Here is a 26,086-nt window from a genome sequence, read left to right on the forward strand (position 1 = left end):
GACAGGTCCGTCCAACTGGCTGGTGCAGTGGATTTGGTCGCCTGTTAGGAAAGAAAAAGGCCGCGAAAGTTCGGTCTTTCGCGGTCTCCGAGGCCGGTATCAGCCCTGCAGGTTCTTCCACACCGCCAGGCTGGGAGCGGCCTGGTTGAGGGTGTAGAAGTGCAGGCCGGGTGCACCACCTTCGATCAGGCGTTCGCACAGGCCGGTGATCATCTCTTCGCCGAAGCGCTGGATGCTCTGGGCGTCGTCGCCGTAGGCTTCCAGTTGCTTGCGCACCCAGCGTGGCAGCTCGGCGCCGCAGGCGTCGGAGAAGCGCGCCAGCTTGCTGTAGTTGGTGATTGGCATGATGCCCGGGATCACCGGGATATCGACGCCCAGCTTGCGTACACGCTCGACGAAGTAGAAGTAGCAGTCGGCGTTGAAGAAGTACTGGGTGATCGCGCTGTCGGCGCCGGCCTTGGCCTTGCGCACGAAGTTGGCGATATCGTCCTCGAAATTGCGGGCCTGGGGATGCATCTCCGGGTATGCCGCTACTTCGATATGGAAGTGATCACCGGTTTCCGTGCGAATCAGCTCGACCAGGTCATTGGCGTGGCGCAGCTCGCCGCTGGACATGCCCATGCCTGACGGCAGGTCACCGCGCAGGGCAACGATGCGGTTGATGCCCTTGCTCTTGTACAGGTTGAGCAGCTCGATCAGTTCGGCCTTGCTGTCGCCAACGCACGACAGGTGCGGTGCGGTCGGCACCTTCACTTCGCTGTCGAGTTGCAGCACGGTATTGAGGGTACGGTCGCGGGTGGAGCCACCGGCGCCGTAGGTGCACGAGAAGAAGTCCGGGTTGTAGCCGGCCAGCTCTCGCGCGGTATTCAGCAGTTTTTCGTGTCCGGCATCGGTCTTCGTCGGGAAGAACTCGAAGCTGACGTTGGGGCGTTTCTGAGACATGACGATTCCTTCGGGCTGCGCGACGCGGACCTCGGGCCCGCGCCGCGTACCGCCTATCAGTAGCGGTAGCTGTCCGGTTTGAACGGGCCGGAGGCGGCGACGCCGATGTAGTCGGCCTGTTGCTGGGTCAGCTGGGTGACGACGCCACCGAAGCCCTTGACCATCTCCAGGGCGACTTCCTCATCCAGCTTCTTGGGCAACACTTCGACGGTCAGGCGCTCGGCTTTCTTCTCGGTGGAAAGGTCGGCGAACTTCTGCTCGAACAGGAAGATCTGCGCCAGTACCTGGTTGGCGAACGAGCCGTCCATGATGCGGCTCGGGTGGCCGGTGGCGTTGCCCAGGTTGACCAGGCGGCCTTCGGCCAGCAGGATCAGGTAGTCGTCGTTGGCGGCGTCGAAGCTGCCGGCGCCGGTGCGGTGGATCTTGTGCACCTGCGGCTTGACCTCTTCCCATGCCCAGTTCTTGCGCATGAAAGCGGTGTCGATCTCATTGTCGAAGTGACCAATGTTGCAAACCACGGCGCGCTTCTTCAGGGCCTTGAGCATGCCGGCGTCGCAGACGTTGGCGTTGCCGGTGGTGGTGACGATCAGGTCGATCTTGCCCAGCAGCGCCTTGTCGATGCAGGCGTCGGTGCCATCGTTACGGCCGTCGATGTACGGCGAAACCAGCTCAAAGCCGTCCATGCAGGCCTGCATGGCGCAGATCGGGTCGATTTCGGAAACCTTGACGATCATGCCTTCCTGACGCAGCGAAGCGGCGGAGCCCTTGCCCACGTCGCCGTAGCCGATGACCAGTGCCTGCTTGCCCGACAGCAGGTGATCGGTGCCGCGCTTGATGGCGTCGTTGAGGCTGTGGCGGCAGCCGTACTTGTTGTCGTTCTTGCTCTTGGTGACCGCGTCGTTGACGTTGATCGCCGGAACTTTCAGGGTGCCGGCCTTGAGCATGTCGAGCAAACGGTGCACACCGGTGGTGGTTTCTTCGGTCACGCCGTGGATGCGCTCGAGCATCTGCGGGTACTTCTTGTGCAGGATCTCGGTCAGGTCACCGCCGTCGTCCAGCACCATGTTGGCGTCCCACGGCTGGCCGTCCTTGAGGATGGTCTGCTCGATGCACCACTCGTACTCCTGCTCGGTTTCGCCTTTCCAGGCGAACACCGGGATGCCGGCGGCGGCGATGGCGGCAGCGGCCTGATCCTGGGTGGAGAAGATGTTGCAGGATGACCAGCGCACTTCGGCGCCCAGGGCGGTCAGCGTCTCGATCAGCACGCCGGTCTGGATGGTCATGTGGATGCAGCCGAGGATCTTCGCGCCCTTGAGCGGTTGGCTGGCGGCGTACTTGCGACGCAGGCCCATCAGTGCCGGCATCTCGGATTCGGCGATGATCAGCTCGCGGCGGCCCCAGTCGGCCAGGGAAATGTCGGCGACCTTGTAGTCGTTGAAAGCAGCGCTCATGCAGTAACTCTCCGTTAGGTTGTCTGCTGTCGACAGGTGCAACCTTGCCAGCGTCGGATGACGCGCAGGTGTCACACGATTGTCGACTGGGCGCCGTTGATGCGTTTGCTAAACGCCCTATCCGAGCCTGACAGCCTGAAAGGTTGATTCGAATCTGCCCCTAAGCATTGTGGGAATGCAGGGCTTGGGGATTCGAAACAAATCTTTCAGGTTGCTGCAGCGCCCCTCGGACAGGTGGCGGGAACGCCCGGTGGCGGGCGCGTATAACTGGGCGATTATAGCCGCGCCGGCGCGCGAGCCCAAGGCTTTCCATCGCAGCGATCAGCGTTTCTCGGTGGAGGCCGACAGGCGTAACGCGCGTTCGCCGAATGGCTCGCCGCCAGCCTTGCTGAACCCGGCCCGATAGCCTGTGTCGATAACCATTATCGATAGCGCGGCAATGATCCGCTCGCCAATCTTTGCGATCATCACTGCCAATGGAACGACGGACAGGAGGGTGCATGAACTTTCATACTCGCAAGTGGGTAAAGCCAGAAGACCTCAACCCCAACGGCACGCTGTTCGGCGGCAGCCTGCTCAAGTGGATCGACGAGGAGGCGGCGATCTACGCCATCATTCAGCTGGGCAGCCAACGGGTGGTGACCAAGCTGATTTCCGAGATCAACTTCGTGTCCTCGGCGCGGCAGAGCGACATCATCGAGCTGGGCATCACCGCCACCGATTTCGGCCGCACCTCGATCACCATGCGCTGCGAAGTGCGCAACAAGATCACCCGCAAGAGCATTCTGACCATCGACAAGATGGTCTTCGTGAACCTTGGCGAGGATGGCCAGCCAGCGCCCCATGGCAAGACCGAGATCACTTACATCAAGGATCAATTGAAGGATTGAGCCCGTGCGCAGCCGCTGATCGGCGCCACATGGCAAGGCCATGGGCACTGCTGGCGGTGTCAGTCAGCCAGCGCTTTGGCCGCTACTGAAAGCCCGCCACGCCCGCTTTGCCCAACTGCTCGGCCAGCGCGACGATGTCGTTATGCTGGAAGAACGCCTGCAGCTGGGCCGCGCGAGTCGGGCCGATGCCGGGTAATGCCTGCCAGTCTGCAAGGGTGCGCTGGTGCAGCTGCACCCAGCTTTGCGCCGCCAGGTTGTCTGGATTCATCGGCGCACCCAGCGCCCGCAACCAATCGTGAAACGCACGCTGCCGGGCCTCGGCGAAGCGCTTGCTGAGCAGTGTGGCGCCTCGCGGGCCGATGCCCGGTACCGCCAGCAACTGCTCTTCGCCAAGCTGCAACCAGTCGAGCAACCCGTCGATGTGCTGCGCCTCGAGCAGTTTCTGCCAGGTTCCTGCGCCGATGCCATGCAGATTCAACGCCTGCTTGCCGCTGAGCCAGGTGAGGCGGGCATGGAACTGGCTGGTGCACGCGGGCGCGGCGCGCAAACAGCTCAGGGCGTGGTAGTCATCACTATTGGGGATTTCCAGCGGCGGGCGTACGGTGCTTTGCAGCACCACGCTTTCCAGCTTGGGAATGGTCTGCCCGGCCAGGCGGATGGCGACCTGGTCGCCGGGGCGAATGTCCAGTTGCCGCCAGCGTTCCAGTGAACCCGCGCTTACCACCCGGATGGTGCGGTCGTCGAGCTTCACCGGCTGCAGGCGCAGCAACGGGGTGATGCGCCCGGTACGGCCAATGCTGAATTCGACCGCCTCGACCAGCGCGAGCGTTTCACTGGCCGGATATTTCCAAGCTGCCGCCCAGTGCGGTGGTTCGGCGCGCCAGCGGTCGCTGCTGGGGCGCTGGCCCTGGCGCAGCACCACGCCGTCGGTGGCGAAGGGCAGGGGGTTGCGGTACCACTGCTCTCGCCAGCGCTGTACATCGGTTGGTTTGGCAACTGGCTGGCTGTAAGTCCGGCTGGCCTGGAAGCCCATGCGCGCCAGGCGATCGAGGCGCTGCTGGGTGTCGGCCGGCCCATTGGGCCAGTCCCAGACGAACAGGCCGATGCTGGCCGCCTGCTCCTCTTGCAACTCCTGGCGGGCCATGAAGCCCGCCACGGTGCTACGCGCCGCGGCCCCACCCTCGCTGGCCTGCACATGGCCCGGTCGCTGCAGATACAGCTCGCCTTGCAGAATCAGCGTGCCGCCTTCGTTCAACTGCTTGGGGATGGCAGCGATGCGTGCCGCCTGTGGTGTCCAGTCCTGACCGCTGTTGCCGTCGCCGCGGCTGATCACCTGTTTCAGGTCTCCGTCTTCGTAGTGCAGGGTTACCGCCACGCCGTCGACCTTGGGTTGGATCCACAGGTCGTCGCGGTTCGCCATCCACTGCGCGACGCCGCGCTCATCCGCCAGCTTGCGCAGCCCGGTCTGCGCCACGGGGTGCTGGACGTCACCTTGCGTACCGCTCAGAGGGTCGCTGCGGGTGACTTCGTTGCTGCAGCGTTGCCAATGTTCGAGGCGGGCGCGGGCCTGGTCATAGAGTTCGTCGCTGATCAGTGAGCGACCCTGGCGATGGTAGGCATCGTCCCAGTGGGCGACCTGGGCCGCGAGCTCGGCGACCTGTCGTGCATGCGTCGCCGTCTGCGCGGGGCAGTCATCGGCGTGGACGGTTGCACACAAGAGAACGGAGAAGGCAATCGCGATCCAGGCTCTCATGGGCGGAACCTCCTGCTCGGGAAATTGAGTGTTCCAGGCTAGCTGCCAGTTGGGAAAGTGGGCGCTGGCCGACATTTTGGAGTGATGGCTATTTGTTGCCACGAATGTCCGGTGCTAGAGTCCGCACCCCCGCACACCAAAAGGATTTGCCCGGCGGCGGGGTGTATTGCCGGGCCTCATCTCTGGAGGTCTAGAGTCTCATGCGTCTATCCATCGTGTTGTGTTCCGCGGCCCTGGCCGTCGCCAGCTCGTTCGCCCACGCGGCCGAGAACACCCAGCTCAAGTGCCAGCAGAAGATGGCAGCAAACGCTGACAAGATCGCCCAGGTCAAGCAACTGGCCGGCCTGCTCGGCAACAAGCAGGCTGACGACGCCATCGCCCAGGTCGAAGGTGGTTGTGACCAGCTCGGTGCCAATGCCGAAGGTGCTGCGGCTCCGGTCGCGCAAAGTCAGGGCGACGGCAAGGCCGAGAACATCGCCGCTGCTGCCGAAACCCTGAAAAGCCTGGGTTCGCTGTTCGGCAAGTGATCTGCCGGCTCATACAGTGCACATGAAAAAGCCTCCGTGGGCATCGCGCCCACGGAGGCTTTTTCGTATCGGCTCACGGGTCGCCGTAGGCACGGCGACCCGCCAAGGGCTTACAGGCCGGCAGCGGCGCGCAGGTCTGCGGCCTTGTCGGTTTTCTCCCAGGTGAAGCTGGTGAAGCTGTCGTCGCCGACGGTCAGTTGCTGCGGCTCGCGGCCGAAGTGGCCGTAGGCGGCAGTCGGCTGGTACATCGGGTGCAGCAGGTCAAGCATCTTGGTGATGGCGTACGGACGCAGGTCGAAGACGTCGCGCACCAGCTTGATGATGGTTTCTTCCGCCACCTTGTTGGTGCCGAAGGTGTTGATCGAGATGGAGGTCGGCTGGGCCACGCCGATGGCGTAGGACACTTGGATCTCGCAGCGCTCGGCCAGGCCGGCAGCGACGATGTTCTTGGCGACGTAGCGGCCGGCGTAGGCTGCCGAGCGGTCGACCTTGGACGGATCCTTGCCGGAGAATGCGCCGCCGCCATGGCGGGCCATGCCGCCGTAGCTGTCGACGATGATCTTGCGGCCGGTCAGGCCACAGTCGCCCACCGGGCCGCCGATCACGAAGTTGCCGGTCGGGTTGATGTGGAACTGGGTGTCCTTGTGCAGCAGTTCGGCCGGCAGGGTGTGCTTGATCACCAGCTCCATCACCGCTTCACGCAGGTCGCTCAGGCTGACGTCCGGGTTGTGTTGGGTGGACAGCACCACGGCGTCGATGCCGACTACCTTGCCGTTCTCGTAGCGGCAGGTGACCTGGGATTTGGCGTCCGGACGCAGCCACGGCAGCAGGCCGGACTTACGGGCTTCGGCCTGGCGCTCGACCAGGGCGTGGGAGAAGCGGATCGGCGCCGGCATCAGCACGTCGGTTTCGTTGCTGGCGTAGCCGAACATCAGGCCCTGGTCGCCGGCGCCCTGGTCTTCCGGCTTGGCGCGGTCGACGCCCTGATTGATGTCCGGGGACTGCTTGCCGATGATGTTCATCACGCCGCAGGTGGCGCCGTCGAAGCCGACGTCCGAGCTGGTGTAGCCGATGTTGCAGATCACGTCACGGACGATTTGCTCGAGGTCGACCCAGGCGCTGGTGGTCACTTCACCGGCGATGATCGCTACGCCGGTCTTGACCAGGGTTTCCACGGCCACGCGGGCGTGCTTGTCCTGGGTGATGATGGCGTCGAGCACGGCATCGGAAATCTGGTCGGCGATCTTGTCCGGGTGCCCTTCGGACACGGACTCGGAGGTAAACAGGGAGTATTCGCTCATCTATCGATTGTCCTGGCGAGTGAGGGCCTCTCGGCCACGTGCGTGATTGGAAGGGTGCGCTGGAAATGCCGCACCTGAATTTGAAAGCCATTGCGCAGGCCGACATACAGGCTTTCGCCTGGTGTCAGGCCGGCGGCGATTGCCCAGTGGGCGAGATCGTCCTGTTCGAAGCCTAGCCAGAGATCGCCGCAGGTGTCGCGAGCCCAGCTCTGGTCGTGGCTGCACAGTTCAGTGATCAGCAGGCTGCCGCCCGGGTTCACCTGTTCGGCCAGTTTGCATAGGGCCTGGGCCGGCGCGGCGAAGTGATGCAACACCATGTTCAGCACCACGCAATCGGCGCCGGGGTAGGCATCTTGCAGGGCGTCGGCCAGGTGCAGCTGCACGTTGTCCAGGCCCTCCTGCTGGCAGCGCTGGCGGGCGAGTTCGAGCATCGCCTCGCTGTTGTCTAGGGCGGTCACACGGGTGAAGCGGCGCGCCAGTTCCGGCAGGAAGCCGCCATCGCCCGGGCCGATTTCCAGCGCGCTGGCATGGGCCGGCAAGTCCAGCGAGTCGAGCAGCGCCACGACGCTGTCGCGGTACTGCGGCAGGCCGGCGATCAGATCCTGCTGAGCCTGGAAGCGCTCGGCGCTGCGGGCGAAGAAATCGCGGCTGGCAGCGGCCCGCTGCTGGTGCACCTGGGCCACGCGCTGGCGCACTTCGGCGGGCAGTTCGAGGTTGTCGACCTCCTGCAGCAGCGCCGCATGCAGGGCGCCGCCGGGGCTTTCGACATGGGCCAGGGCGCGCCGGTAGAAAATCGCGTTGCCTTCCCGGCGCGTCGCCACCAGGCCGGCCTGGGCCAGCACCTTGAGGTGGTGGCTCATGCCCGACTGGCCGATGGCGAAAATCTGCGCCAGCTCCAGCACGCCGAAGGAGTCGTTGCTCAGCGCACGCAGGACGTTCAGGCGTAACCCGTCGCCCGCGGCCTTGCACAGGGCGGACAGCAGGTCGGTGGGCTCGAAATCGAGCGAGGGCGCGCGTAGGGTCATGGCGCGCAGTCTAGTCGGTCATTTTTCAGCCAGCAACCGCAATATCAAAAAGTTTTGATATTGCGGGTCGATTAGTCAGCGGCGAGCGCCAGGAAGGCCGCCGGTGCCGGGCTCAGGCTGCTGCCCAGGCGCCAGACGGCGTGCAGTTCCCGTTCGATCTGCAGGTCATGCACCGGCACGCTCGACAGCTCGCCATTGGCCAATTCGCGGTCGACCGCCTGTCGCGACAGCCAGGCGATACCTTGGCCGTCAGCAAGCAGCCGCTTGAGCGCCTCGGTGCTGCCCGCAGCCACGCCCGCGCGGGCTTCGAGGCCGTGATCGCGGTAAGCCTGTTCGACGCTGGCGCGGGTGCCGGAGCCCGGCTCACGCAAGTACAGCGGGTAGGGCTGCAACTGCCCGGCGGTCAACGGCGCGCTGCCGGCCAGCGGGTGATGGGGTGCCACCACTGGCAGCAAGGCATCTCGCGCCAGCAGGCGGTGACCGTAGTTGGCTCGTTGAAAATGCCCCTCGACGAAACCCAGGGCGATGCGGCCTTCGTCCAGTTGGCGAGTCACTTCCCGGGTGTTGCTGACTTCCAGGTTGACCAGGATGGAAGGGCGCTGGGCGCGGAACGCTGTGATCAACGGCGGTAGCAGATATGCCCCGAGCGTAGCGCTGGCGCCCAGATGCAGCTCGCCCAGTTCGAGGTGGGCGAAGTCGCGCAGGTCGCGCTCGGCGGCGAGTTCCAGGCTGAAGATGCGCTGGGCGTAATCGAGCAGGCGCTGGCCACCTTCGGTCAACGTCACGCCGCGTGGCTTGCGGTCGAACAGCGGCAATTCCAGGCTGTTCTCCAACTCGCGAATCTCGCGCGTGACCGCTGGCTGGCTGATGTGCAGGCGCTCGGCGCCCGCGCTGATGCTACCTGCCTGTGCGACGGCATGAAAAATCTTGAGGTGGTGAAGATTCATTGCTTAAGCATGCATTGTTGGTATGGAAAGGATACTGATTATGTATTTTTCATATGGCAAGGCGGTTTTTACCCTGGCATCTGTCACTCATGCCACGGGACGACCCGACTCATGCCTCGACCTTTCACGCGCTTGCCCGAACCGCTCGCCTTCATACGTCACTTCACGCCCAACTGGTTCGCCGTGACCATGGGGACCGGCGTGTTGGCGCTGGTCATCGCCCATCTTCCTCGCTCCCTTGCCGGCGCCAGTGCTCTGGCCGAAGCGCTTTGGTGGCTCGGCATTGCACTGTTCGCCATCTTCACGCTGTTGTTCGGACTGCGTCTGGCGCTTTATCGCGATACGGTCTGGCCGATGCTGCTGCACCCGGTGCAGTCGATGTTCCTGGGAGCGATTCCCATGGGTCTGGCAGTGCTCATCAACGGATTGCTGCTATTTGGCGAGCCGCGCTGGGGCGACGCGGTCTATGTGCTGGCGCATGTCTTGTGGTGGATCGACGCGGCGCTGGCGCTGCTGGTCGCCTGGCTGGTGCCCTGCCTGATGTTCACCCGGCAGCAGCACGCGCTGGAAAAGCTTACGGCAATCTGGCTGCTGCCCATCGTCGCCCCGGAGGTTGCTGCCAGTACGGCCGGCACGCTGGCTCCGCACCTGGCCGGCGAGGCTGGGCGCGCCATGCTGGTAGCCGGTTTCGTGCTGTGGGGTATGTCGCTGTTCCTGGCCTGTTCGCTGATCGCCCTGGTCATGCTGCGCCTGGCGCTGCACAAGCTGCCCAGCACCGATTTCGCCGCGACCAGCTGGCTGCCGCTCGGGCCGCTGGCCACGGGTTGCCTGGGCTTGCTGAATCTGGGGCGGGCGGCGCCCGAGGTGTTCGACGGCACGGCGCTGGCGGGGGCTGCCAGGCTGGCCCATGAGCTGGGGCTGATCGGCGGCCTGGCCCTGTGGGGCGCCGGGCTGTGGTGGCTGCTGGTCGCGGCGGTTTTCACCCGCCTTTATATGCGTGATGCGGTGCCCTTCAATCTTGGCTGGTGGGGGTTCACCTTTCCGCTGGGCGTCTTCGTGTTGGCAACCTTCGAGCTGCATAGCCTGACGCAAATGGGATTTTTCGCTGGCCTTGGTGCCTTGCTGGCGCTGTTGCTGGCAGCTGTCTGGGGGCTGGTGTTCAGCCGTACCCTGGCCGGTATCTGGCATGGCGACCTGTTCAGGGCGCCATGTCTGGCTGGCCCGGAGACCCCGGCGGTGAGCGTTCTGAGCGCTCGCGCCGGCTGATTTGCCGCCAACGGACCATCTGTCATTGCTCCATAGGGCCTGGCTGGGCGAAAATAGGCGCCTTTTTTCGTCCAAGCTGCTTCGGCAGCCACCCCGCAGGAGATTCAGCGATGCCCAGCCGTCGTGAGCGTGCCAATGCCATTCGTGCCCTGAGCATGGATGCCGTGCAAAAAGCCAACAGCGGCCACCCCGGTGCCCCCATGGGGATGGCGGATATCGCCGAAGTGCTGTGGCGTGACTACCTGAAGCACAACCCGGCCAACCCGAATTTCGCCGACCGTGACCGCTTCGTGCTGTCCAACGGCCACGGCTCGATGCTGATCTACTCGCTGCTGCACCTGACCGGCTACGACCTGTCCATCGACGACCTGAAGAACTTCCGCCAGCTGCACAGCAAGACCCCGGGCCACCCGGAGTACGGCTATGCGCCAGGCGTCGAGACCACCACCGGCCCGCTCGGCCAGGGTATCGCCAACGCCGTGGGCTTCGCCCTGGCGGAAAAGATCATGGCAGCGCAGTTCAACCGCGAAGGCCACAACATCGTCGATCACCACACCTACGCGTTCCTCGGTGACGGCTGCATGATGGAAGGCATCAGCCATGAAGTCTGCTCCCTGGCCGGCACCCTGGGCCTGGGCAAACTGATTGCCTTCTACGACGACAACGGCATCTCCATCGACGGCGAAGTGCACGGCTGGTTCACCGACGACACTCCGGCGCGCTTCGAAGCCTACGGCTGGCAGGTGATCCGTAACGTCGACGGCCACGATGCCGAAGAAATCAAGATGGCCATCGACACCGCACGCAAGTCCAGCGATCGTCCGACGCTGATCTGCTGCAAGACCATCATCGGTTTCGGCTCGCCGAACAAGCAGGGCAAGGAAGAGTCCCACGGCGCAGCCCTGGGCCATGATGAGATCGCCCTTACCCGCGCCGCCCTGAACTGGAACCATGCACCGTTCGAAGTTCCAGCCGACATCTACGCCGAGTGGGACGCCAAGGAGGCTGGCCTGGCTGCCGAAGCCGAGTGGGATCAGCGCTTCGCCGCCTACTCCGCTGCCCATCCCGAACTGGCCAACGAGTTCATCCGCCGCATGGCAGGTGAACTGCCGGCCGACTTCTCCGAAAAGGCCAGCGAGTTCATCCGCGCCGTGGCCGAGAAGGGCGAAACCATCGCCAGCCGCAAGGCCAGCCAGAACTGCCTGAACGCCTTCGGCCCGCTGCTGCCCGAGCTGCTCGGCGGTTCGGCGGATCTGGCCGGTTCCAACCTGACCCTGTGGAAGGGCTGCAAGCCGGTAGTCGCCGAAGATGCGTCGGGCAACTACATGTACTACGGCGTGCGCGAGTTCGGCATGAGCGCGATCATGAACGGCGTCGCCCTGCACGGCGGCCTGATCCCTTACGGCGCGACCTTCCTGATGTTCATGGAGTACGCCCGTAACGCGGTGCGCATGTCGGCGCTGATGAAGCTGCGCGTGCTCTACGTGTTCACCCACGACTCCATCGGTCTCGGTGAAGACGGCCCGACCCACCAGCCGGTCGAGCAACTGACCAGCTTGCGCACCACGCCGAACCTGGACACCTGGCGCCCGGCGGATACCGTCGAAGCTGCGGTGGCCTGGAAGCACTCGGTCGAGCGCAAGGATGGCCCGAGCGCGCTGATCTTCTCCCGTCAGAACCTGCCGCATAACCTGCGCGACCACGAAACCGAAGCGGCCATCAGCCGTGGCGGCTACGTGCTGAAAGACTGCGCCGGCGAGCCGGAGCTGATCCTGATCGCCACCGGCTCGGAAGTCGGCCTGGCCATCCAGGCCGCCGACAAGCTGAGCGAGCAGGGCCGCAAGGTCCGCGTGGTGTCGATGCCGTCGACCAACGTCTTCGACCAGCAGGACGCTGCCTACAAGCAGTCGGTGCTGCCGCTGCAGGTCACCGCGCGGATCGCCATCGAAGCTGCCCATGCGGACTTCTGGTACAAGTACGTCGGCCTCGAGGGCCGCGTGATCGGCATGGAAACCTACGGTGAGTCGGCGCCCGCCGGCCAGCTGTTCGAGCACTTCGGGTTCACCGTCGAGAACATCATCGGCACCGCCGAAGAGCTGCTCGACGCCTGAGTCAGAGACGCCGCAGGGTGGATGAGGGTTTGCCCGTCCACCCTGCGGCACCCGGTGGCCCGAACCACGTGGTCCACCTTACGGTTGTTCATCCGAGATAGCCGATGTCCCATCGCTCCTACCGCGTTGCCCTGAACGGCTATGGCCGCATCGGTCGTTGCGTTTTGCGTGCGCTGCATGAGCGGGCAGGCGAGGCTCGGCTGGAAATCGTCGCGCTCAATGACCTGGCCGACCAGGCCAGCATCGAATACCTGACCCGTTTCGACTCCACCCACGGGCGTTTTCCCGGCGAGGTCAAGGTCGCCGGTGACCATCTGCACATCAATGGCAAGCCGCTCAAGGTGCTGCGCCAGCGCGAGCCCGAGGGCGTCGACTGGCGTGCGCTGGATATCGACCTGTTGCTCGAATGCTCCGGCCAATACACCACGCGCGAGCAGGCCGAGCGCTTCGTGCGTGCAGGCGCGCCGCGGGTGCTGCTGTCGCAGCCGATGGCCAGCGAGAGCGATGTCGACGCCACGGTGGTGTACGGCGTCAATCAGCAGTGCCTGACGGGCAGCGAGCGCCTGGTTTCCAACGCATCCTGCACCACCAACTGCGGCGTGCCGCTGCTCAAGCTGCTCGACGAGGCGGTGGGGCTGCAATACATCTCCATCACCACCATCCACTCGGCGATGAACGATCAGCCGGTGATAGATGCCTATCACGACGAAGACCTGCGCCGTACGCGCTCGGCCTTCCAGTCGGTGATTCCGGTGTCCACGGGCCTGGCGCGCGGCATCGAACGGCTGCTCCCGGAACTTGCCGGGCGAATCCAGGCCAAAGCCATTCGGGTGCCGACGGTCAACGTGTCCTGCCTGGATATCACCTTGCAGACCGCCCGCGACACCAGTGCCGAGGAGATCAACCGGATCCTGCGCCAGGCTGCCGAACAGGGGCCGCTGCAGGGCCTGCTGGCGTACACCGAATTGCCGCACGCCAGTTGCGACTTCAACCATGATCCCCATTCGGCCATCGTCGACGGTAGTCAGACACGGGTTTCCGGGCCTCGCCTAGTCAACCTGCTGGCCTGGTTCGACAACGAATGGGGCTTCGCCAATCGTATGCTCGACATGGCCGTGCATTATCTCGATGCCGCCGCTCACTTATCACCAGCCCCTGTTAAGGACTGATTCAATGACCCTGAACATCGCGAAAATGGCCGACCTTGATCTGCAAGGTAAGCGCGTGCTGATCCGTGAAGACCTCAACGTGCCGGTCAAGGACGGCGTTGTGAAGAGTGATGCGCGCATTCTTGCCGCGCTGCCGACCATCAAGCTGGCCCTGGAAAAAGGCGCTGCGGTGATGGTCTGCTCGCACCTGGGTCGTCCGACCGAAGGCGAATTCAGCGAAGAGAACAGCCTGGCGCCGGTAGCCGCCTACCTGAGCAAGGCTCTGGGCCGCGAGGTACCACTGGTCAAGGATTACCTGAACGGTGTCGAACTGAAGGCCGGTGAGCTGGTGCTGTTCGAGAACGTGCGTTTCAACAAGGGCGAGAAGAAGAACGCCGACGAGCTGGCCCAGCAATACGCCGCCCTGTGCGACGTGTTCGTGATGGACGCCTTCGGTACCGCTCACCGCGCCGAAGGTTCGACCCACGGCGTGGCCAAGTTCGCCAAGGTCGCCGCGGCCGGCCCGCTGCTGGCCGCCGAACTGGACGCACTGGGCAAGGCCCTGGGCGCGCCGGCCAAGCCGATGGCGGCAATCGTCGCCGGCTCCAAGGTGTCGACCAAGCTGGACGTGTTGAACAGCCTGAGCGGCATCTGCGACCAGCTGATCGTCGGTGGCGGAATCGCCAACACCTTCCTGGCCGCGGCCGGTTTTCCGGTCGGCAAGTCGCTGTACGAGGCTGATCTGGTCGACACTGCCAAGGCCATCGCCGCCAAGGTCAACGTGCCGCTGCCGGTCGACGTAGTGGTCGCCAAGGAGTTCTCCGAGTCTGCCGCCGCGACCGTCAAGGCGGTCGCCGATGTGGCCGACGACGACATGATTCTCGACATCGGCCCGCAAACCGCCAAGCAGTTCGCCGAACTGTTGAAAGCGTCGAAGACCATCCTGTGGAACGGCCCGGTCGGCGTGTTCGAGTTCGATCAGTTCGGTGAAGGCACCAAGGCCCTGGCTCTGGCCATCGCCGAAAGCCCGGCGTTCTCCATCGCTGGCGGCGGCGACACCCTGGCAGCCATCGACAAGTACGACGTTGCCTCGCGCATTTCCTACATCTCCACCGGCGGCGGCGCCTTCCTCGAGTTCGTCGAGGGCAAGGTGCTGCCGGCAGTGGAAATCCTTCAGAAGCGTGCAGCCGAATAATCGACGGCAGGCTGTTGGGGTCGGTACGGGCCGTTTTGGTACAGACCCTAAACCTTGGCGGGCCCCGGTGGTCATTAACCTTGTATGGAAATCAGCCAGCAAGGAGTGACCCCTATGCGTAACGCGGCCGTGGTACTGATGGTATGTGTGGTTCTGGGCGGATGTGCAGGTGGCGGATCGCCTCGCGATGATGCTTGCCGTGTCTTGAGCCCGGCGGAAATCGATCTGCCGACCACGCGCGAAGATCAGCGCATCGAAGGGCAGAGCACAGGTGACTCGACGCCGCCTATAGGCGAGCAGAACTGCTAAGCAAGGAGACTGCGATGAACCGTTTCAAATACGCTGCTGCATTGCTTGGGCTGGCCATGCTGGCCGGTTGTGCCGGCAAGGACTACGCCGATAGCCAGCAATGGAATCGCTGGGTCTGTGATAGCCAGGCCGAGGTGTTCTGGCGTTATGCCGACCCGGCTCACGAACAGGTCGATCTGCGTATGGGCGGCAGCGATGTCGTTCACCGCCTGAGCCTGGAGCCTTCCGGTTCCGGTGAGCTGTACAGCGACGGTACGCTGTCCTTCCATGCCAAGGGCGAGGAAGGCCTGGTCTACCGCACCGCCAATGACGATTTGCTCGGGCGCGGCTGCAAAGCGCCCTGAATGACCTGCGAGCGGGCTGCCCCGCTCGCGCAAACTTGAATAGCGCCTGCCACTGCGGCAGGCTTGCACGATCAACGAGCCCTATCGGGAGATAGCAAAACATGGCACTTATCAGCATGCGCCAGATGCTCGACCACGCCGCCGAATTCGGCTACGGCGTGCCGGCCTTCAACGTCAACAACCTCGAGCAGATGCGCGCCATCATGGAAGCTGCCGACAAGACCGATTCGCCGGTCATCGTCCAGGCCTCCGCAGGTGCCCGCAAGTACGCCGGCGCGCCGTTCCTGCGCCACCTGATCCTCGCCGCGATCGAAGAATTCCCGCACATCCCGGTGTGCATGCACCAGGACCACGGCACCAGCCCTGACGTGTGCCAGCGCTCCATCCAGCTGGGTTTCAGCTCGGTGATGATGGACGGCTCGCTCAAGGAAGACGGCAAGACTCCCGCCGATTACGACTACAACGTGCGCGTCACCCAACAGACCGTTGCCTTCGCCCACGCCTGCGGCGTTTCGGTCGAAGGTGAGCTGGGCTGCCTGGGTAGCCTGGAAACCGGCATGGCCGGTGAAGAGGACGGCGTCGGCGCCGAGGGCGTACTCGATCACAGCCAGCTGCTGACCGACCCGGAAGAAGCCGCAGCTTTCGTCAAGGCCACTCAGGTCGACGCCCTGGCCATCGCCATCGGCACCAGCCACGGCGCCTACAAGTTCACCAAGCCGCCAACCGGCGATGTGCTGTCCATCGAGCGCATCAAGGAAATCCACAAGCGCATCCCCAACACTCACCTGGTGATGCACGGCTCCAGCTCGGTGCCGCAGGATTGGCTGGCGATCATCAATGAGTACGGTGGCGACATCAAGGAAACCTACGGCGTGCCGGTCGAGGAAATCGTCGAAGGCATCAAGTACGGCGTGCGCAAGGTCAATATCGACACCGACCTGCGTCTGGCCTCCACGGGTGCGATCCGTCGCTTCATGGCGCAGAATCCGGCCGAGTTCGACCCACGCAAATACTTCGCCAAAACCGTGGAAGCCATGCGTGACGTCTGCATCGCTCGCTACGAAGCCTTCGGCACCGCCGGTAATGCGTCCAAGATCAAACCGATCTCCCTGGAAGGCATGTTCCAGCGTTACGCCAAGGGTGAGCTGACCGCCAAGGTCAACTGATCCCCGCATCTGGCGATTGCCCCGAAAGCCGCCTGCCCGTCGTAATGGGCAGGCGGCTTTCGTGCATCTGGCCGGGGCGATTTTGCGGCGGTGTTTTTGCCATGAGTACGCCGTCACGGATGATCATCACTTCACGAAAAACCATGTAAAACTCCTGATCCGCCACCTCGCAGGCGCTGCGCCATACTGGCGCCTTGTGTTTCAGGATGTTGGCTCCCATGCCTCAAAATTCTCGCCCATGGCTGCCATTCGGCTTGGCCGTGCTGGTTGCCACCGTGCTCGGCAGCATTGTCCAGACCCAGTTCAACCTCGCCGCCCTGCAACAGCTCGGTGCCGATATTCCTCCAGGCATTCGCTTGAAAACCACGGCCCATGATCTGCTGGGGTTCAGCCCCACGCTCGCGGCCCTGGTGGTCGCAGCCTTCCTCGTTGCCTTGCCGCTGACTGCATGGCTGGCGCCCGCTCGGGGTGCGTTGCGCTGGCTGGCCTTTCTGCTCGCTGGTGCCCTGGCCATGCTGCTGGCACTGATCTTCACTAATGCGGTGGCGCCGATGCCGACCTTGATCGGCGCCAATCGCACCCTGGCCGGGACGCTGGCGCTGATGCTCTGCGGCAGTCTGGGCAGCCTGGTGTTCGCACGTTTCAGCGGCGGCGCCCGATGATGGTCGCTTCTAAAATCAAGGGTGTGATGGTGAAAGCTGTCTTGCTGATCGTGGGAATCTGCGCGAGTGCGCTGGCCCACGCCGATTACCGTATCGAAACCGTTACTGGCGGGCTGGCACATCCCTGGTCCCTGGCATTTTTGCCGGATGGGCGCATGCTGGTGACCGAGCGTACCGGGCAGCTGCGCCTGATCGATGCTCAGGGGCAGCTTCAGGCCGAGCCGGTCAGTGGGTTGCCGACACCCTTCGTAGCCACTCAGGCGGGATTGATGGAGGTGGCGCTGGACCCGCATTTTGCCAGCGATCCGTGGATCTATCTCAGCTACGCCCATGGCGAGTTCGATGCCAACAACACGCGGCTGGCCCGCGCTCGCCTGGTCGACGACGAGCTGCGCGATTTCCAGGTGTTGTTCACCGCCCAGCCGGCCAAGGCGGGCGCCTCGCACTATGGCGGTCGGATCGTCTTCCTTCCGGACGACACCCTGCTACTGACCCTGGGCGATGGTTTCGACCAGCGTGAGCAGGCGCAGAACCCGGCCAACCATCTGGGCAAGACGGTGCGTTTGAACCGCGACGGCAGCGTTCCGCAAGACAACCCGCTGCGTGGTCAGCCAGGCGCTGCCGAGGAAATCTACAGCCTGGGGCACCGCAACATCCAGGGCGCCGTCTACGATCGCCAGCACGAGCGCCTGTACATCCACGAGCACGGCCCCAAAGGGGGGGACGAGCTGAACCTGCTGAAGCCCGGTGGCAACTACGGCTGGCCGCTGACTTCCTTTGGCATCGATTACACCGGCGCGATGGTCACGCCGTTCACCGAGCTGCCGGGTTACCTGCCACCGGAGCTGCACTGGACGCCGTCGGTCGCGCCCTCCGGATTGGCGCTCTATACCGGTGACCGCTTCCCGCACTGGAAGGGCGATCTGTTCGTTTCCACGCTGGCCGAAAAGAGCGTGCGCCGGGTGCGGCTCGACGGGGGGCGCTTGGCGGGCGAGGACATCCTCTTCGAGGAGCTCGAGGAGCGCATACGTGGCGTCTACGACGGTCCGGACGGTGCCCTCTACCTGCTGACCGACAGCGCCGATGGCCGCCTGTTGCGCGTGGTACCGCTGTAATCGGGTGGGGCATAATGGGCTGCCTCAGCCACCTCTGCCATGCCGCCATGACGCCGCTCAAGTACCTCCAGGGTTACCCCGCCTCGCTACAGGAGCAGGTTCGCCAGATGATCGCGGGTGAGCGCCTGGGCGATTACCTGGCGCAACGTTACCAGGGCCGCCACGCGATTCAGAGTGACAAGGCTCTGTATGCCTATGTGATGGCGCTCAAACAGGAGCACCTGAAGAATGCGCCGGCCATCGACAAGGTGCTGTTCGACAATCGCCTCGACCTGACCCACCGTGCTCTCGGCTTGCATACCACCATCTCCCGAGTGCAGGGCGGCAAGCTCAAGGCCAAGAAGGAGATTCGCGTCGCTTCGCTGTTTCGCGAAGCGGCGCCGCAGTTCCTGCAGATGATCGTGGTGCACGAGCTGGCGCACCTGAAGGAAAGCGATCACAACAAGGCGTTCTACAAGCTCTGCGAATACATGCTGCCGGACTACCAGCAGCTGGAGTTCGACCTGCGCCTGTACCTGACCTGGCGTGACCTGCAGGCCGGTGCGCTGGCCTGAGCTCAGTAGGCTTCGATGATCTCGTGGTGCTGCGAGCGGCCGGCAACGGTCAGCTCGACCTCGTCACCGACACGCCGCCCGAGCAGGCGCTGGCCTAGCGGTGCATCGGGGCTCAGCACGAGAATCGTGCGCTGCTTGTCTTGCACCTTGATTGCCGCTCCCTCCGGGCCGAGAAACAGCCATTGCCGCTGGTCGTTCTCGTCGGCCAGCAGCACCAGGCTGGTCAGTCGAATACCTTGGGCATCGTCATAGGCGCGCACCTGCAACTGGCGCCAGACGCGCAGGCGCAGGCCGATCTCTTCCACGCGTCGAGCCTGCCCGGCTGCCAGATAGGCAGCCTCCAGCCCAAGGGTGTCGTATTTGTTCTCGGCAACATTCTCTTCGTGAGTGGCCGTTTCATGGGCGAACCGCGCCGCCTGTTCGGCGGCCTGCAGTTCGACACCGAGGTGCTCGATCACCTGCTGCACGATGGGTTGCTTGTCCATGGCGATCAGACTCCGCTTACCGGCTTTTCGCGGTTCTTGAGCAGGTGCGCTGCCAGCGTGCGCAGCGGGCCGAGCTGTCGGGCGATCAGCGAGAGCTGGGTTTGCACCAGGCGCTGGGCGTCGTCCAGATCTTCGGGCATCTGTTCCAGGCAACTGGCGAGGTGCTCTTCATGATCGCTCTGGATCACGACGGGTGTCTGTTCGCTGAGGCCGCGGGCAATCTCGTCGAGGCTGTCGGCCAAGCGCAGGGCACTGGCCGGCAGCTCGTTCTGCTCGTCGGCCAGCAGGGCTTCGCCGCGGTGCGCGCCCAGGCCCGACAGGTAGCTGAGCAGGGTGTGGGAGAGCACCAGGAAGCGGAAGCCGATATCCGCCTCCTTACGAAAATGCCCGGGCTCCATCAGCATGTTGCCCAGGGTGGTCGACAGCGCCGCGTCGGCGTTGTGGGCGTTGCGCCGGGCCAGGCGATAGGCGAGGTCGTCGCGCTTACCTTCGGCGTACTGACGCATGATCTGCCGCAAGTAGGTGCTGTTGCAGCTCAGGGTGTTGGCCACCACGCGATTGAGCCTGCGGCCCTGCCAGTCCGGCAGGATCAGGAACACCGCCAGGCCGGCGATCAGGCTGCCGAGCAGGGTATCGAACAGGCGCGGCAGGATCAGCCCGTAGCCGTCGCCCACCTGGTTGAAGCAGAACAGCACCAGCAGGGTGATCGCTGCCGTGGCCACGGTGTAGCGGCTGGAGCGGGTGGCGAAGAACACCACGCCGGCGGCGACGGCGAAGAAGGCCTGGATCAGCTGCGCCGGAAACAGGTCGATCAGCGCCCAGCCCAGCAGCAGGCCCAGCACGGTGCCGACGATGCGCTGCACCAGCTTCATGCGCGTGGCGCCATAGTTGGGTTGGCAGACGAACAGGGTGGTCAGCAGGATCCAGTAGCCCTGGGTCGGGTGAATCCAGTGCAGCACGCCGTAACCGGCAGCCAGGGCGATGGACAGGCGCAGGGCATGGCGGAACAGCAGCGACGTGGGGGTGAGCTGCAGACGGATGCGCTCCCACACATCGCGCAGCGACTGCGGCTCGCGGTCGAGCAGCGAGCTGTCCTGCTCCTCGGCCAGGGCATCGGGGTTGCTGGCACTGCTGAGCAGGCGGTCTAGCGTACCGAGATTGCCGGCCAGGGCGCCGAGCGAGCGCAGCAGGTGTTTCCAGGCCGGGTTGCTCTGGATGCGCAGGTGTTCCAGAGATGCTTGCAGGTCGGCCTGGGCCTGGCTGTAATGCTCGCCATACTCGAACGGCTGGCGCAGCTCGATGGCCTGGGCCAGGGCATGGCAGGCCTTGCCGTGCAGGCGCAGCAGGCGCTGGCAGCGGAACATCACGTCGCTATGGAAAAAGGCTTCGGCCAGGGCGTTGTAAGGGTAGTGCGAGGAGCTGGCGCGCTCGTGGATGTCCTGGGCGAGAAAATACAGTTTCAGGTAGCGGCTGACCTTTGGGCCGGGACGCCCATTGCCGACCCGGTGCAGGATGATTTCCTTGGTCGCGTTGAGCGCCGCCACCACCCTGCCATTCTGCTTGGCCAGATCCAGCCGCCGTGCTTCCACGTCCAGCTGGCGCAGCGGCTCGAACAGCGCGGCCTTGAGCTTGAGGTACAGGCCCAGCTCACGAAACAGTCGGGCCAGGCTCTGTTGCACCGGTTGGTGGGCGAACAAGGCATGCCAGAGCACCGAGAGCACACCGTACCAGGCGGCGCCCGCCACCAGCAGCAGCGGCTCCAGCCACAGCCCGGCTACGCCGCCGCGCTGTTCCACGCCGATCATGCTGTACACCGCCAGAATCAGCGTGGCCGAACCGAGCGTGGCGAAGCGTTCGCCCAGGGCGCCGAGCATGGTCAGGGCAAAGGCCGACAGCGCCAGGGCACTGACGAACAGCCAGGGATAGGGGAACAGGAGCTCGACCGTATACGCCGCGGCACTGAAGCACCCCAGGGTGACCAGCAACGCGGTGAGCCGGCCCTGCCAACTGTCGTCGGTTTCCGCCAGGGCGCTGGCGATCACGCCGAGAAACAGTGGAATCAGGCTGTGCATCCAGCCCTGATGCCAGCACAGCGCCAGACTGCCGCCCAGGGCAATGAACACCCGAAGGCTGTAGCTGAACTTGTCCAATGCCCAGAGGCGACGCAGCGAGTGGCGCAAAGAGGGGGACGGCATCCGGATCGCGACCTTTAGGGAAAATGACTGACACGCTGCTCAACGCGGCGTTTCGATTGTGCCTTGCCTGCATCGTTCAGTGCGAGAGGCCGATTGCGCATTCGAAGCGCATGCTGGACGCCGCCCCCGTCCGGTGGGTCACCGCGGCTGAACTCTGCGCGCGGGGCCTTGCTCCAAGATTCATGCACCGCCCGCCGGCGCAGGCAGGCCCCGCCATCACTCGACAGGAGCGCCCCATGATCGATCTCCATTACTGGACGACCCCCAACGGCCACAAGATCAGCATCTTTCTCGAGGAAAGTGGGCTGGATTACGACGTGCACCCGGTCAATATCGGCGAGGGCCAGCAGTTCGAGCCGGCTTTTCTGAAGATATCGCCGAACAACCGGATCCCGGCCATCGTCGACAACAATCCCAGTGACGGCGGCGAGCCGATCTCGGTGTTCGAGTCAGGCGCGATTCTTGAGTACCTGGCCGACAAGATCGGGCGTTTCATGCCGCTGCAGCCGCGTTTGCGCGTGCAGGTCCAACAATGGCTGCACTGGCAGATGGGCGGGCTGGGGCCAATGGCCGGGCAGAACCATCACTTCGTGCGCTTCGCGCCGGAGCAGATTCCCTACGCCATCGACCGCTACGTGAAGGAGACGGCGCGCCTGTATGGCGTACTGGATCGTCAGCTCGAGGGGCGTGAGTACGTGGCCGGTGACTATTCGATCGCCGACATGGCCATTTACCCGTGGGCCAAGGGTTGGGAGCTGCAGCGCCAGCGTCTGGAGGACTTCCCCAACATGGCCGCCTGGCTGGCACGCATGGGCAAACGACCAGCGGTGCAGCGTGCTTATCAGGTTGCCGAAGCCGTTGGTCAGCGCCCCGAGGAAGTCCTGACCAGCGAGGCGCGCAAGGCGCTGTTTTAATGCGGGCAACTGGCGTGGCATTGGTCACGCCAGTTGCAGATCCTGCGCGGCAACCGGGCGGCCGATGAAGTAGCCCTGAACGTAGTCGCAGCCCAGCTGGCGCAAGTGCTCCAGTTGCTCGGCACGCTCTACGCCCTCGGCCAGCACCTTCATCTCCATGCTATGCGCAAGAGCGATGACCGCGCGGGTGATCGCCAGGTCGTCCTTGTCATGGGGCAGGCCGGCCACGAAGCTCTGATCGAGCTTGAGCTTATGCACCGGCAGGCGTTTCAAGCGCGCCAGTGAGCTGTAGCCGGTGCCGAAGTCGTCGATCGCCAGGCGCACGCCCAGCCCGCGCAGGCGTTCGAGCAGGGCCCGGGCCTGATCCGGGTCGTCCATCACTGCGCTTTCCGTCACTTCCAGTTCCAGGCAACCCGCCGGCAGGCCGGTACTGGCTAGTACCTGAGCAACGCGCTGATCGAGCTCACCGCGGCTGAACAGGCGGCTGGAAATGTTCACTGCCACGAACTGCAGATGACGCCCGGCGCTACGCCAGGCGACCATCTGCCGGCATGCCTGCTCGAGCACCCAGGCGTCGATGGCGCTGATCATGCCGCTGTCTTCGGCGATCGGGATGAACTCGCCGGGCGGCACCAGCCCGCGCTGCGGGTGCTGCCAGCGCACCAGTGCTTCGACCCCTATCAGTCGGTTATCGGTCAGGCTGTGCAGCGGCTGGTAATGCACGCGCAGTTCGTCGTTGTCGATGGCATGGCGCATACCGGCTACCAGCTCCACGCGCTGGCGGGCGTACTCGGTCTGTTCCTGATCGTAGAAGGCGAAGCCCTCGCGGCCACTGCTTTTGGCCTTGAACAATGCCGAGTCGGCGTTGCGCAGTACGTCATCGGCGGTCTTCGCGTCGTCGGGGTACAGGCAGATGCCGACGCTGGCCGAGATGAACAGCTCCTGGCCATCGAGCAGAAACGGCGCGTTCAGGCAGTCGATCAGCGACTGCGCCAGGTGCGCAGCCTGTTCGGCCTGGGTGCAGTCTTCACTGAGCACGGCGAATTCGTCACCGCCGAGGCGGGCCAGTGTACTGCCGCTGCCGAGCCTGCTGGCCAGCCGCTCGCCGGTGGCCTTGAGCAACAGGTCGCCGACGTTGTGGCCGAGGCTTTCGTTGATGTGCTTGAAATGATCCAGATCCACGACCAGTACCGCGCCGCGATCATCTTCGCGCTGAGCGCGTTGCAGGGCATGCTCGACACGCTCGCTGAACAGCAGGCGGTTGGGCAGGTTGCTCAGCGGATCGTAGTGAGCGAGGTGGTCGAGTTCCTGCTGCGAATGCCTGAGCACGCTGATGTCGGAAAACACCGCCACGTAGTGGCTGAGCAGGCCGTGGTCGCCACGGATGGCACGGATGCATTGCCACTGCGGATAAATTTCGCCGTCCTTGCGGCGGTTCCATACCTCGCCGCTCCACGTGCCTTGCGTTTGCAGCGTGTGCCAGAGATGCTGGTAGAACGCGGCATCGTGGCGGCCGGACTTGAGCAGAGTTGGGTGCCTGCCGAGGATTTCCGCTTCGCTGTAGCCGGTGATTCGGCTGAACGCCGGGTTGATGTGCACGATGGTCTGCTGCGCATCGGTGACCAGCACGCCTTCCTGGGTCGACTCGAATACCGCTGCTGCCTGGCGCAGGCTATCGGCATCGGCGCGGCGCTGGGTGATGTCCTTTACGGTGCCGATGAAACGCTCCGGGCGACCCTGGGCATCGAGTTGCAAGCGCCCGCGTGACAATACCCAGCGGTAGCTGCCGTCGCGGTGGCGCAGGCGATAGCTGTTTTCATAGGCGGTGTCTTCGCTCGCCTGCATCAGTTCATAGAGGGCTCGCTGATAAGCGGGGCGATCTTCGGGATGCAGCAATTGCAGCCAGTGGTCGCGATCATCGCTCAGCTCGCCATCCTTCATGCCCAGTAGTGCGTGGTAACCCGGTGAGTAATACACGCTCTGGCGGCGCAGGTCCCAGTCCCAGAGGCCGTCTTCGGTGGCCGACAAGGCCAGGCTGAGGCGTTCTTCGCTGGCGCGCAGTGCCGTGCCGATCCGTGCCTGGCGGCCCAGGTGGCGGCTTATCGTCAGGTACAGCAGGGCGCTGGTCAGCAACACGAATACCAGGCCTTTCCAGACCTGAGCCTGCTCCGTCTGTCGGGCCGTGAGCTCGAGTGATGCCAGTAGCATGTCGCTGAACACGATCCACAGGCCCGCGGCTATCAGGTAGTTCAAAGTCAGGCGTAATGCGCCTTGCCGAGTGCTCATGGGCAGATAAGGGCTTCCCTTTCACTGGTAAAGTTCATCGCTGGGGTCAACCTTGTAACATCCTTAGTCAAAAGACCAAGTGGTTTTCCAGCAGACGATGTTGATAATGGAGGCGCGGCACTTTGTCCGCATCGCTTTTTCTCTGCAAGAGGTACCCCTGCCCATGTGGTACAACGGTTTTCTCGACTTGCCGGTCTGGCAGCTCATCGTCGTCACCCTGCTGCTGACCCACGTCACCATCGTCGCTGTGACGGTCTACCTGCACCGTTATTCGGCCCATCGCTCCCTGGAGCTGAACCCTGCACTCAAGCACTTCTTCCGTTTCTGGCTGTGGATGACCACAGGCATGAACACCCGCGAGTGGACGGCCATCCACCGCAAGCACCACGCCAAATGCGAAACCGCCGATGATCCCCACAGTCCAGTGGTCAAGGGGCTCGGCACGGTGATGCGCGAAGGCGCCGAATTGTATGCCGAAGAGGCGAAGAACGAAGACACCCTGCGCATCTACGGCAAGAACTGCCCGGATGACTGGATCGAACGTAACGTCTACTCGCGCTTCCCGATTGGCGGTGTGTCGCTGATGCTGATCATCGACGTACTGCTCTTCGGCGCGCTTGGCCTGACCGTGTGGGCCGTGCAGATGATCTGGATTCCCTTCTGGGCGGCCGGCGTCATCAATGGTCTGGGCCATGCCGTCGGTTACCGCAATTTCGAGTGCCGCGACGCGGCTACCAATCTGGTGCCCTGGGGCATCATCGTTGGCGGCGAGGAGCTGCATAACAACCATCACACCTATCCCAACTCCGCCAAGCTGTCGGTCAAACGCTGGGAGTTCGACATGGGCTGGGCGTGGATAAAACTGTTCAGCTTCCTGGGGCTCGCCAAGGTTCAGCGCGTTGCGCCGATCGCCCATCGAGTGCCGGGCAAGGGGATTCTGGACATGGACACCGCCATGGCCATCCTCAACAACCGCTTCCAGATCATGGCTCAGTACCGCAAGCTGGTGATCGGCCCGCTGGTCAAGCAGGAGCTGGCCAAGGCCGACGAGTCCGTTCGGCATCAGTTCCGCCGCGCCAAGCGCCTGCTCTCTCGCGAGCCGAGCCTGCTGCATGACAAGCAGCAGGTGCATATCGATGCCATGCTGGCGCATAGCCAGGCGCTCAAGGTGATTTACGAGAAGCGCCTGGCTCTTCAACAAATCTGGGCGCGAACCAGTGCCAATGGTCATGACATGCTCGAGGCCATCAAGCACTGGGTTCACGACGCCGAGGCGAGTGGCATTCAGTCCCTGCGCGACTTCGCCGAGCAGTTGAAGACATACTCTCTGCGGCCTGTCGCTGCGTGACGTAGCGCACAAAGCTGGGCGGTCGGTGAACCGCCCAGTGCAGCCATGGTCATAGCTCTGACCTGGTTGCCACATAAAAGCCCGCCATTCGGCGGGCTTTTTCGATCCTCATTGGCAACCCCACCCTAATCAAAAGGCCAATGTTCTGGATC

General features: G+C 64.0%; 23 protein-coding genes and 1 riboswitch. Of the genes, 13 read left to right on the plus strand and 10 right to left on the minus strand.

Annotated elements, in window-relative coordinates:
• Positions 1 to 99: 99 nt before the first annotated feature.
• Positions 100 to 942, minus strand: a complete 843-nt coding sequence (gene metF, locus BVH06_RS23125; protein WP_075928497.1) for a methylenetetrahydrofolate reductase [NAD(P)H] — start codon at positions 940 to 942, stop codon at positions 100 to 102.
• Between the two features lie 56 nt (positions 943 to 998).
• Entirely contained in the window at positions 999 to 2,393 is a 1,395-nt protein-coding gene (gene ahcY / locus BVH06_RS23130; RefSeq protein WP_075935614.1) for an adenosylhomocysteinase, read from the minus strand.
• Between the two features lie 81 nt (positions 2,394 to 2,474).
• Positions 2,475 to 2,627: riboswitch (S-adenosyl-L-homocysteine riboswitch) on the minus strand.
• A 266-nt stretch (positions 2,628 to 2,893) separates the two neighbouring features.
• Between ahcY and BVH06_RS23135 the strand changes: the two genes are divergently transcribed.
• Entirely contained in the window at positions 2,894 to 3,283 is a 390-nt protein-coding gene (locus tag BVH06_RS23135; RefSeq protein ID WP_075928499.1) for an acyl-CoA thioesterase, read from the plus strand.
• A gap of 82 nt (positions 3,284 to 3,365) precedes the next feature.
• On the opposite strand, the gene ligB is transcribed toward BVH06_RS23135, so the two are convergent.
• Complete coding sequence (ligB, locus tag BVH06_RS23140) at positions 3,366 to 5,036, minus strand: NAD-dependent DNA ligase LigB (RefSeq protein WP_075935615.1); 1,671 nt, start codon at positions 5,034 to 5,036, stop codon at positions 3,366 to 3,368.
• Positions 5,037 to 5,236: 200 nt separating this feature from the next.
• On the opposite strand from ligB, the gene BVH06_RS23145 reads away from it, so the two are divergent.
• Positions 5,237 to 5,563, plus strand: a complete 327-nt coding sequence (locus BVH06_RS23145; RefSeq protein ID WP_075935616.1) for a hypothetical protein — start codon at positions 5,237 to 5,239, stop codon at positions 5,561 to 5,563.
• Between the two features lie 110 nt (positions 5,564 to 5,673).
• Here BVH06_RS23145 and metK read toward each other — a convergent pair whose 3' ends face one another.
• From metK to BVH06_RS23160, 3 genes are all read right to left on the minus strand, one after another.
• Complete coding sequence (gene metK / locus BVH06_RS23150; protein WP_075935617.1) at positions 5,674 to 6,864, minus strand: methionine adenosyltransferase; 1,191 nt, start codon at positions 6,862 to 6,864, stop codon at positions 5,674 to 5,676.
• Complete coding sequence (locus tag BVH06_RS23155; RefSeq protein WP_075935618.1) at positions 6,861 to 7,889, minus strand: metalloregulator ArsR/SmtB family transcription factor; 1,029 nt, start codon at positions 7,887 to 7,889, stop codon at positions 6,861 to 6,863. The genes metK and BVH06_RS23155 overlap by 4 nt, the downstream gene beginning before the upstream one ends.
• A gap of 71 nt (positions 7,890 to 7,960) precedes the next feature.
• On the minus strand, positions 7,961 to 8,836 hold the full coding sequence (locus BVH06_RS23160; RefSeq protein ID WP_075935619.1) for a LysR family transcriptional regulator: 876 nt from the start codon (positions 8,834 to 8,836) through the stop codon (positions 7,961 to 7,963).
• Positions 8,837 to 8,947: 111 nt separating this feature from the next.
• Between BVH06_RS23160 and BVH06_RS23165 the strand changes: the two genes are divergently transcribed.
• From BVH06_RS23165 to fba, 6 genes are all read left to right on the plus strand, one after another.
• A complete protein-coding gene (locus BVH06_RS23165; RefSeq protein ID WP_075935620.1) occupies positions 8,948 to 10,102 on the plus strand; it encodes a TDT family transporter in 1,155 nt (384 codons plus the stop codon).
• Positions 10,103 to 10,212: 110 nt separating this feature from the next.
• Positions 10,213 to 12,213 carry a transketolase gene (gene tkt, locus BVH06_RS23170; RefSeq protein ID WP_075935621.1) on the plus strand — a complete coding sequence of 667 codons (2,001 nt, stop codon included), beginning with the start codon at positions 10,213 to 10,215 and terminating at the stop codon, positions 12,211 to 12,213.
• 104 nt (positions 12,214 to 12,317) lie between these two features.
• Positions 12,318 to 13,382: an erythrose-4-phosphate dehydrogenase gene (epd, locus tag BVH06_RS23175; protein WP_075928507.1), complete on the plus strand. Its 1,065-nt coding sequence runs from the start codon at positions 12,318 to 12,320 to the stop codon at positions 13,380 to 13,382.
• Between the two features lie 4 nt (positions 13,383 to 13,386).
• Positions 13,387 to 14,556 (plus strand): phosphoglycerate kinase, encoded by a 1,170-nt coding sequence (locus BVH06_RS23180; RefSeq protein ID WP_371915314.1) that lies wholly within the window; start codon positions 13,387 to 13,389, stop codon positions 14,554 to 14,556.
• Between the two features lie 323 nt (positions 14,557 to 14,879).
• The gene (locus BVH06_RS23190) at positions 14,880 to 15,209 is read left to right on the plus strand and encodes an MliC family protein (protein WP_075928509.1); all 330 of its coding nucleotides are present in this window, start codon (positions 14,880 to 14,882) and stop codon (positions 15,207 to 15,209) included.
• A gap of 101 nt (positions 15,210 to 15,310) precedes the next feature.
• Positions 15,311 to 16,375, plus strand: a complete 1,065-nt coding sequence (fba, locus tag BVH06_RS23195; protein WP_070885897.1) for a class II fructose-bisphosphate aldolase — start codon at positions 15,311 to 15,313, stop codon at positions 16,373 to 16,375.
• Here the strand turns inward: fba and BVH06_RS23200 are convergent.
• Complete coding sequence (locus BVH06_RS23200) at positions 16,368 to 16,595, minus strand: hypothetical protein (RefSeq protein WP_075935622.1); 228 nt, start codon at positions 16,593 to 16,595, stop codon at positions 16,368 to 16,370. The two genes, fba and BVH06_RS23200, sit on opposite strands and share 8 nt — an antisense overlap.
• On the opposite strand from BVH06_RS23200, the gene BVH06_RS23205 reads away from it, so the two are divergent.
• Genes BVH06_RS23205 through BVH06_RS23215 form a run of 3 tightly spaced genes read left to right on the plus strand, consistent with a single transcriptional unit; the run spans position 16,594 to position 18,706 of the window.
• Complete coding sequence (locus BVH06_RS23205) at positions 16,594 to 17,037, plus strand: hypothetical protein (protein ID WP_075935623.1); 444 nt, start codon at positions 16,594 to 16,596, stop codon at positions 17,035 to 17,037. The two genes, BVH06_RS23200 and BVH06_RS23205, sit on opposite strands and share 2 nt — an antisense overlap.
• Before the next feature lie 29 nt (positions 17,038 to 17,066).
• Positions 17,067 to 18,152 (plus strand): PQQ-dependent sugar dehydrogenase, encoded by a 1,086-nt coding sequence (locus BVH06_RS23210; RefSeq protein ID WP_371915315.1) that lies wholly within the window; start codon positions 17,067 to 17,069, stop codon positions 18,150 to 18,152.
• 47 nt (positions 18,153 to 18,199) lie between these two features.
• Positions 18,200 to 18,706, plus strand: coding sequence for a M48 family metallopeptidase (locus BVH06_RS23215; protein WP_075929104.1), 507 nt, complete (start codon positions 18,200 to 18,202; stop codon positions 18,704 to 18,706).
• 2 nt (positions 18,707 to 18,708) lie between these two features.
• Here BVH06_RS23215 and BVH06_RS23220 read toward each other — a convergent pair whose 3' ends face one another.
• On the minus strand, positions 18,709 to 19,191 hold the full coding sequence (locus tag BVH06_RS23220; RefSeq protein ID WP_075935624.1) for a GreA/GreB family elongation factor: 483 nt from the start codon (positions 19,189 to 19,191) through the stop codon (positions 18,709 to 18,711).
• 5 nt (positions 19,192 to 19,196) lie between these two features.
• On the minus strand, positions 19,197 to 21,386 hold the full coding sequence (yccS, locus tag BVH06_RS23225; RefSeq protein WP_075935625.1) for a YccS family putative transporter: 2,190 nt from the start codon (positions 21,384 to 21,386) through the stop codon (positions 19,197 to 19,199).
• A 236-nt stretch (positions 21,387 to 21,622) separates the two neighbouring features.
• Between yccS and BVH06_RS23230 the strand changes: the two genes are divergently transcribed.
• On the plus strand, positions 21,623 to 22,300 hold the full coding sequence (locus BVH06_RS23230; RefSeq protein ID WP_075928514.1) for a glutathione S-transferase N-terminal domain-containing protein: 678 nt from the start codon (positions 21,623 to 21,625) through the stop codon (positions 22,298 to 22,300).
• Between the two features lie 24 nt (positions 22,301 to 22,324).
• On the opposite strand, the gene dibA is transcribed toward BVH06_RS23230, so the two are convergent.
• Positions 22,325 to 24,586, minus strand: a complete 2,262-nt coding sequence (dibA, locus tag BVH06_RS23235; protein ID WP_075935626.1) for a phosphodiesterase DibA — start codon at positions 24,584 to 24,586, stop codon at positions 22,325 to 22,327.
• Positions 24,587 to 24,749: 163 nt separating this feature from the next.
• Here dibA and desA point away from each other — a divergent pair, with 163 nt between their 5' ends.
• Complete coding sequence (gene desA, locus BVH06_RS23240) at positions 24,750 to 25,934, plus strand: delta-9 fatty acid desaturase DesA (RefSeq protein ID WP_075935627.1); 1,185 nt, start codon at positions 24,750 to 24,752, stop codon at positions 25,932 to 25,934.
• Positions 25,935 to 26,086: the final 152 nt, after the last annotated feature.

The sequence above is a fragment of the Pseudomonas sp. PA27(2017) genome (assembly GCF_001945445.1).
GTDB lineage: Bacteria > Pseudomonadota > Gammaproteobacteria > Pseudomonadales > Pseudomonadaceae > Aquipseudomonas.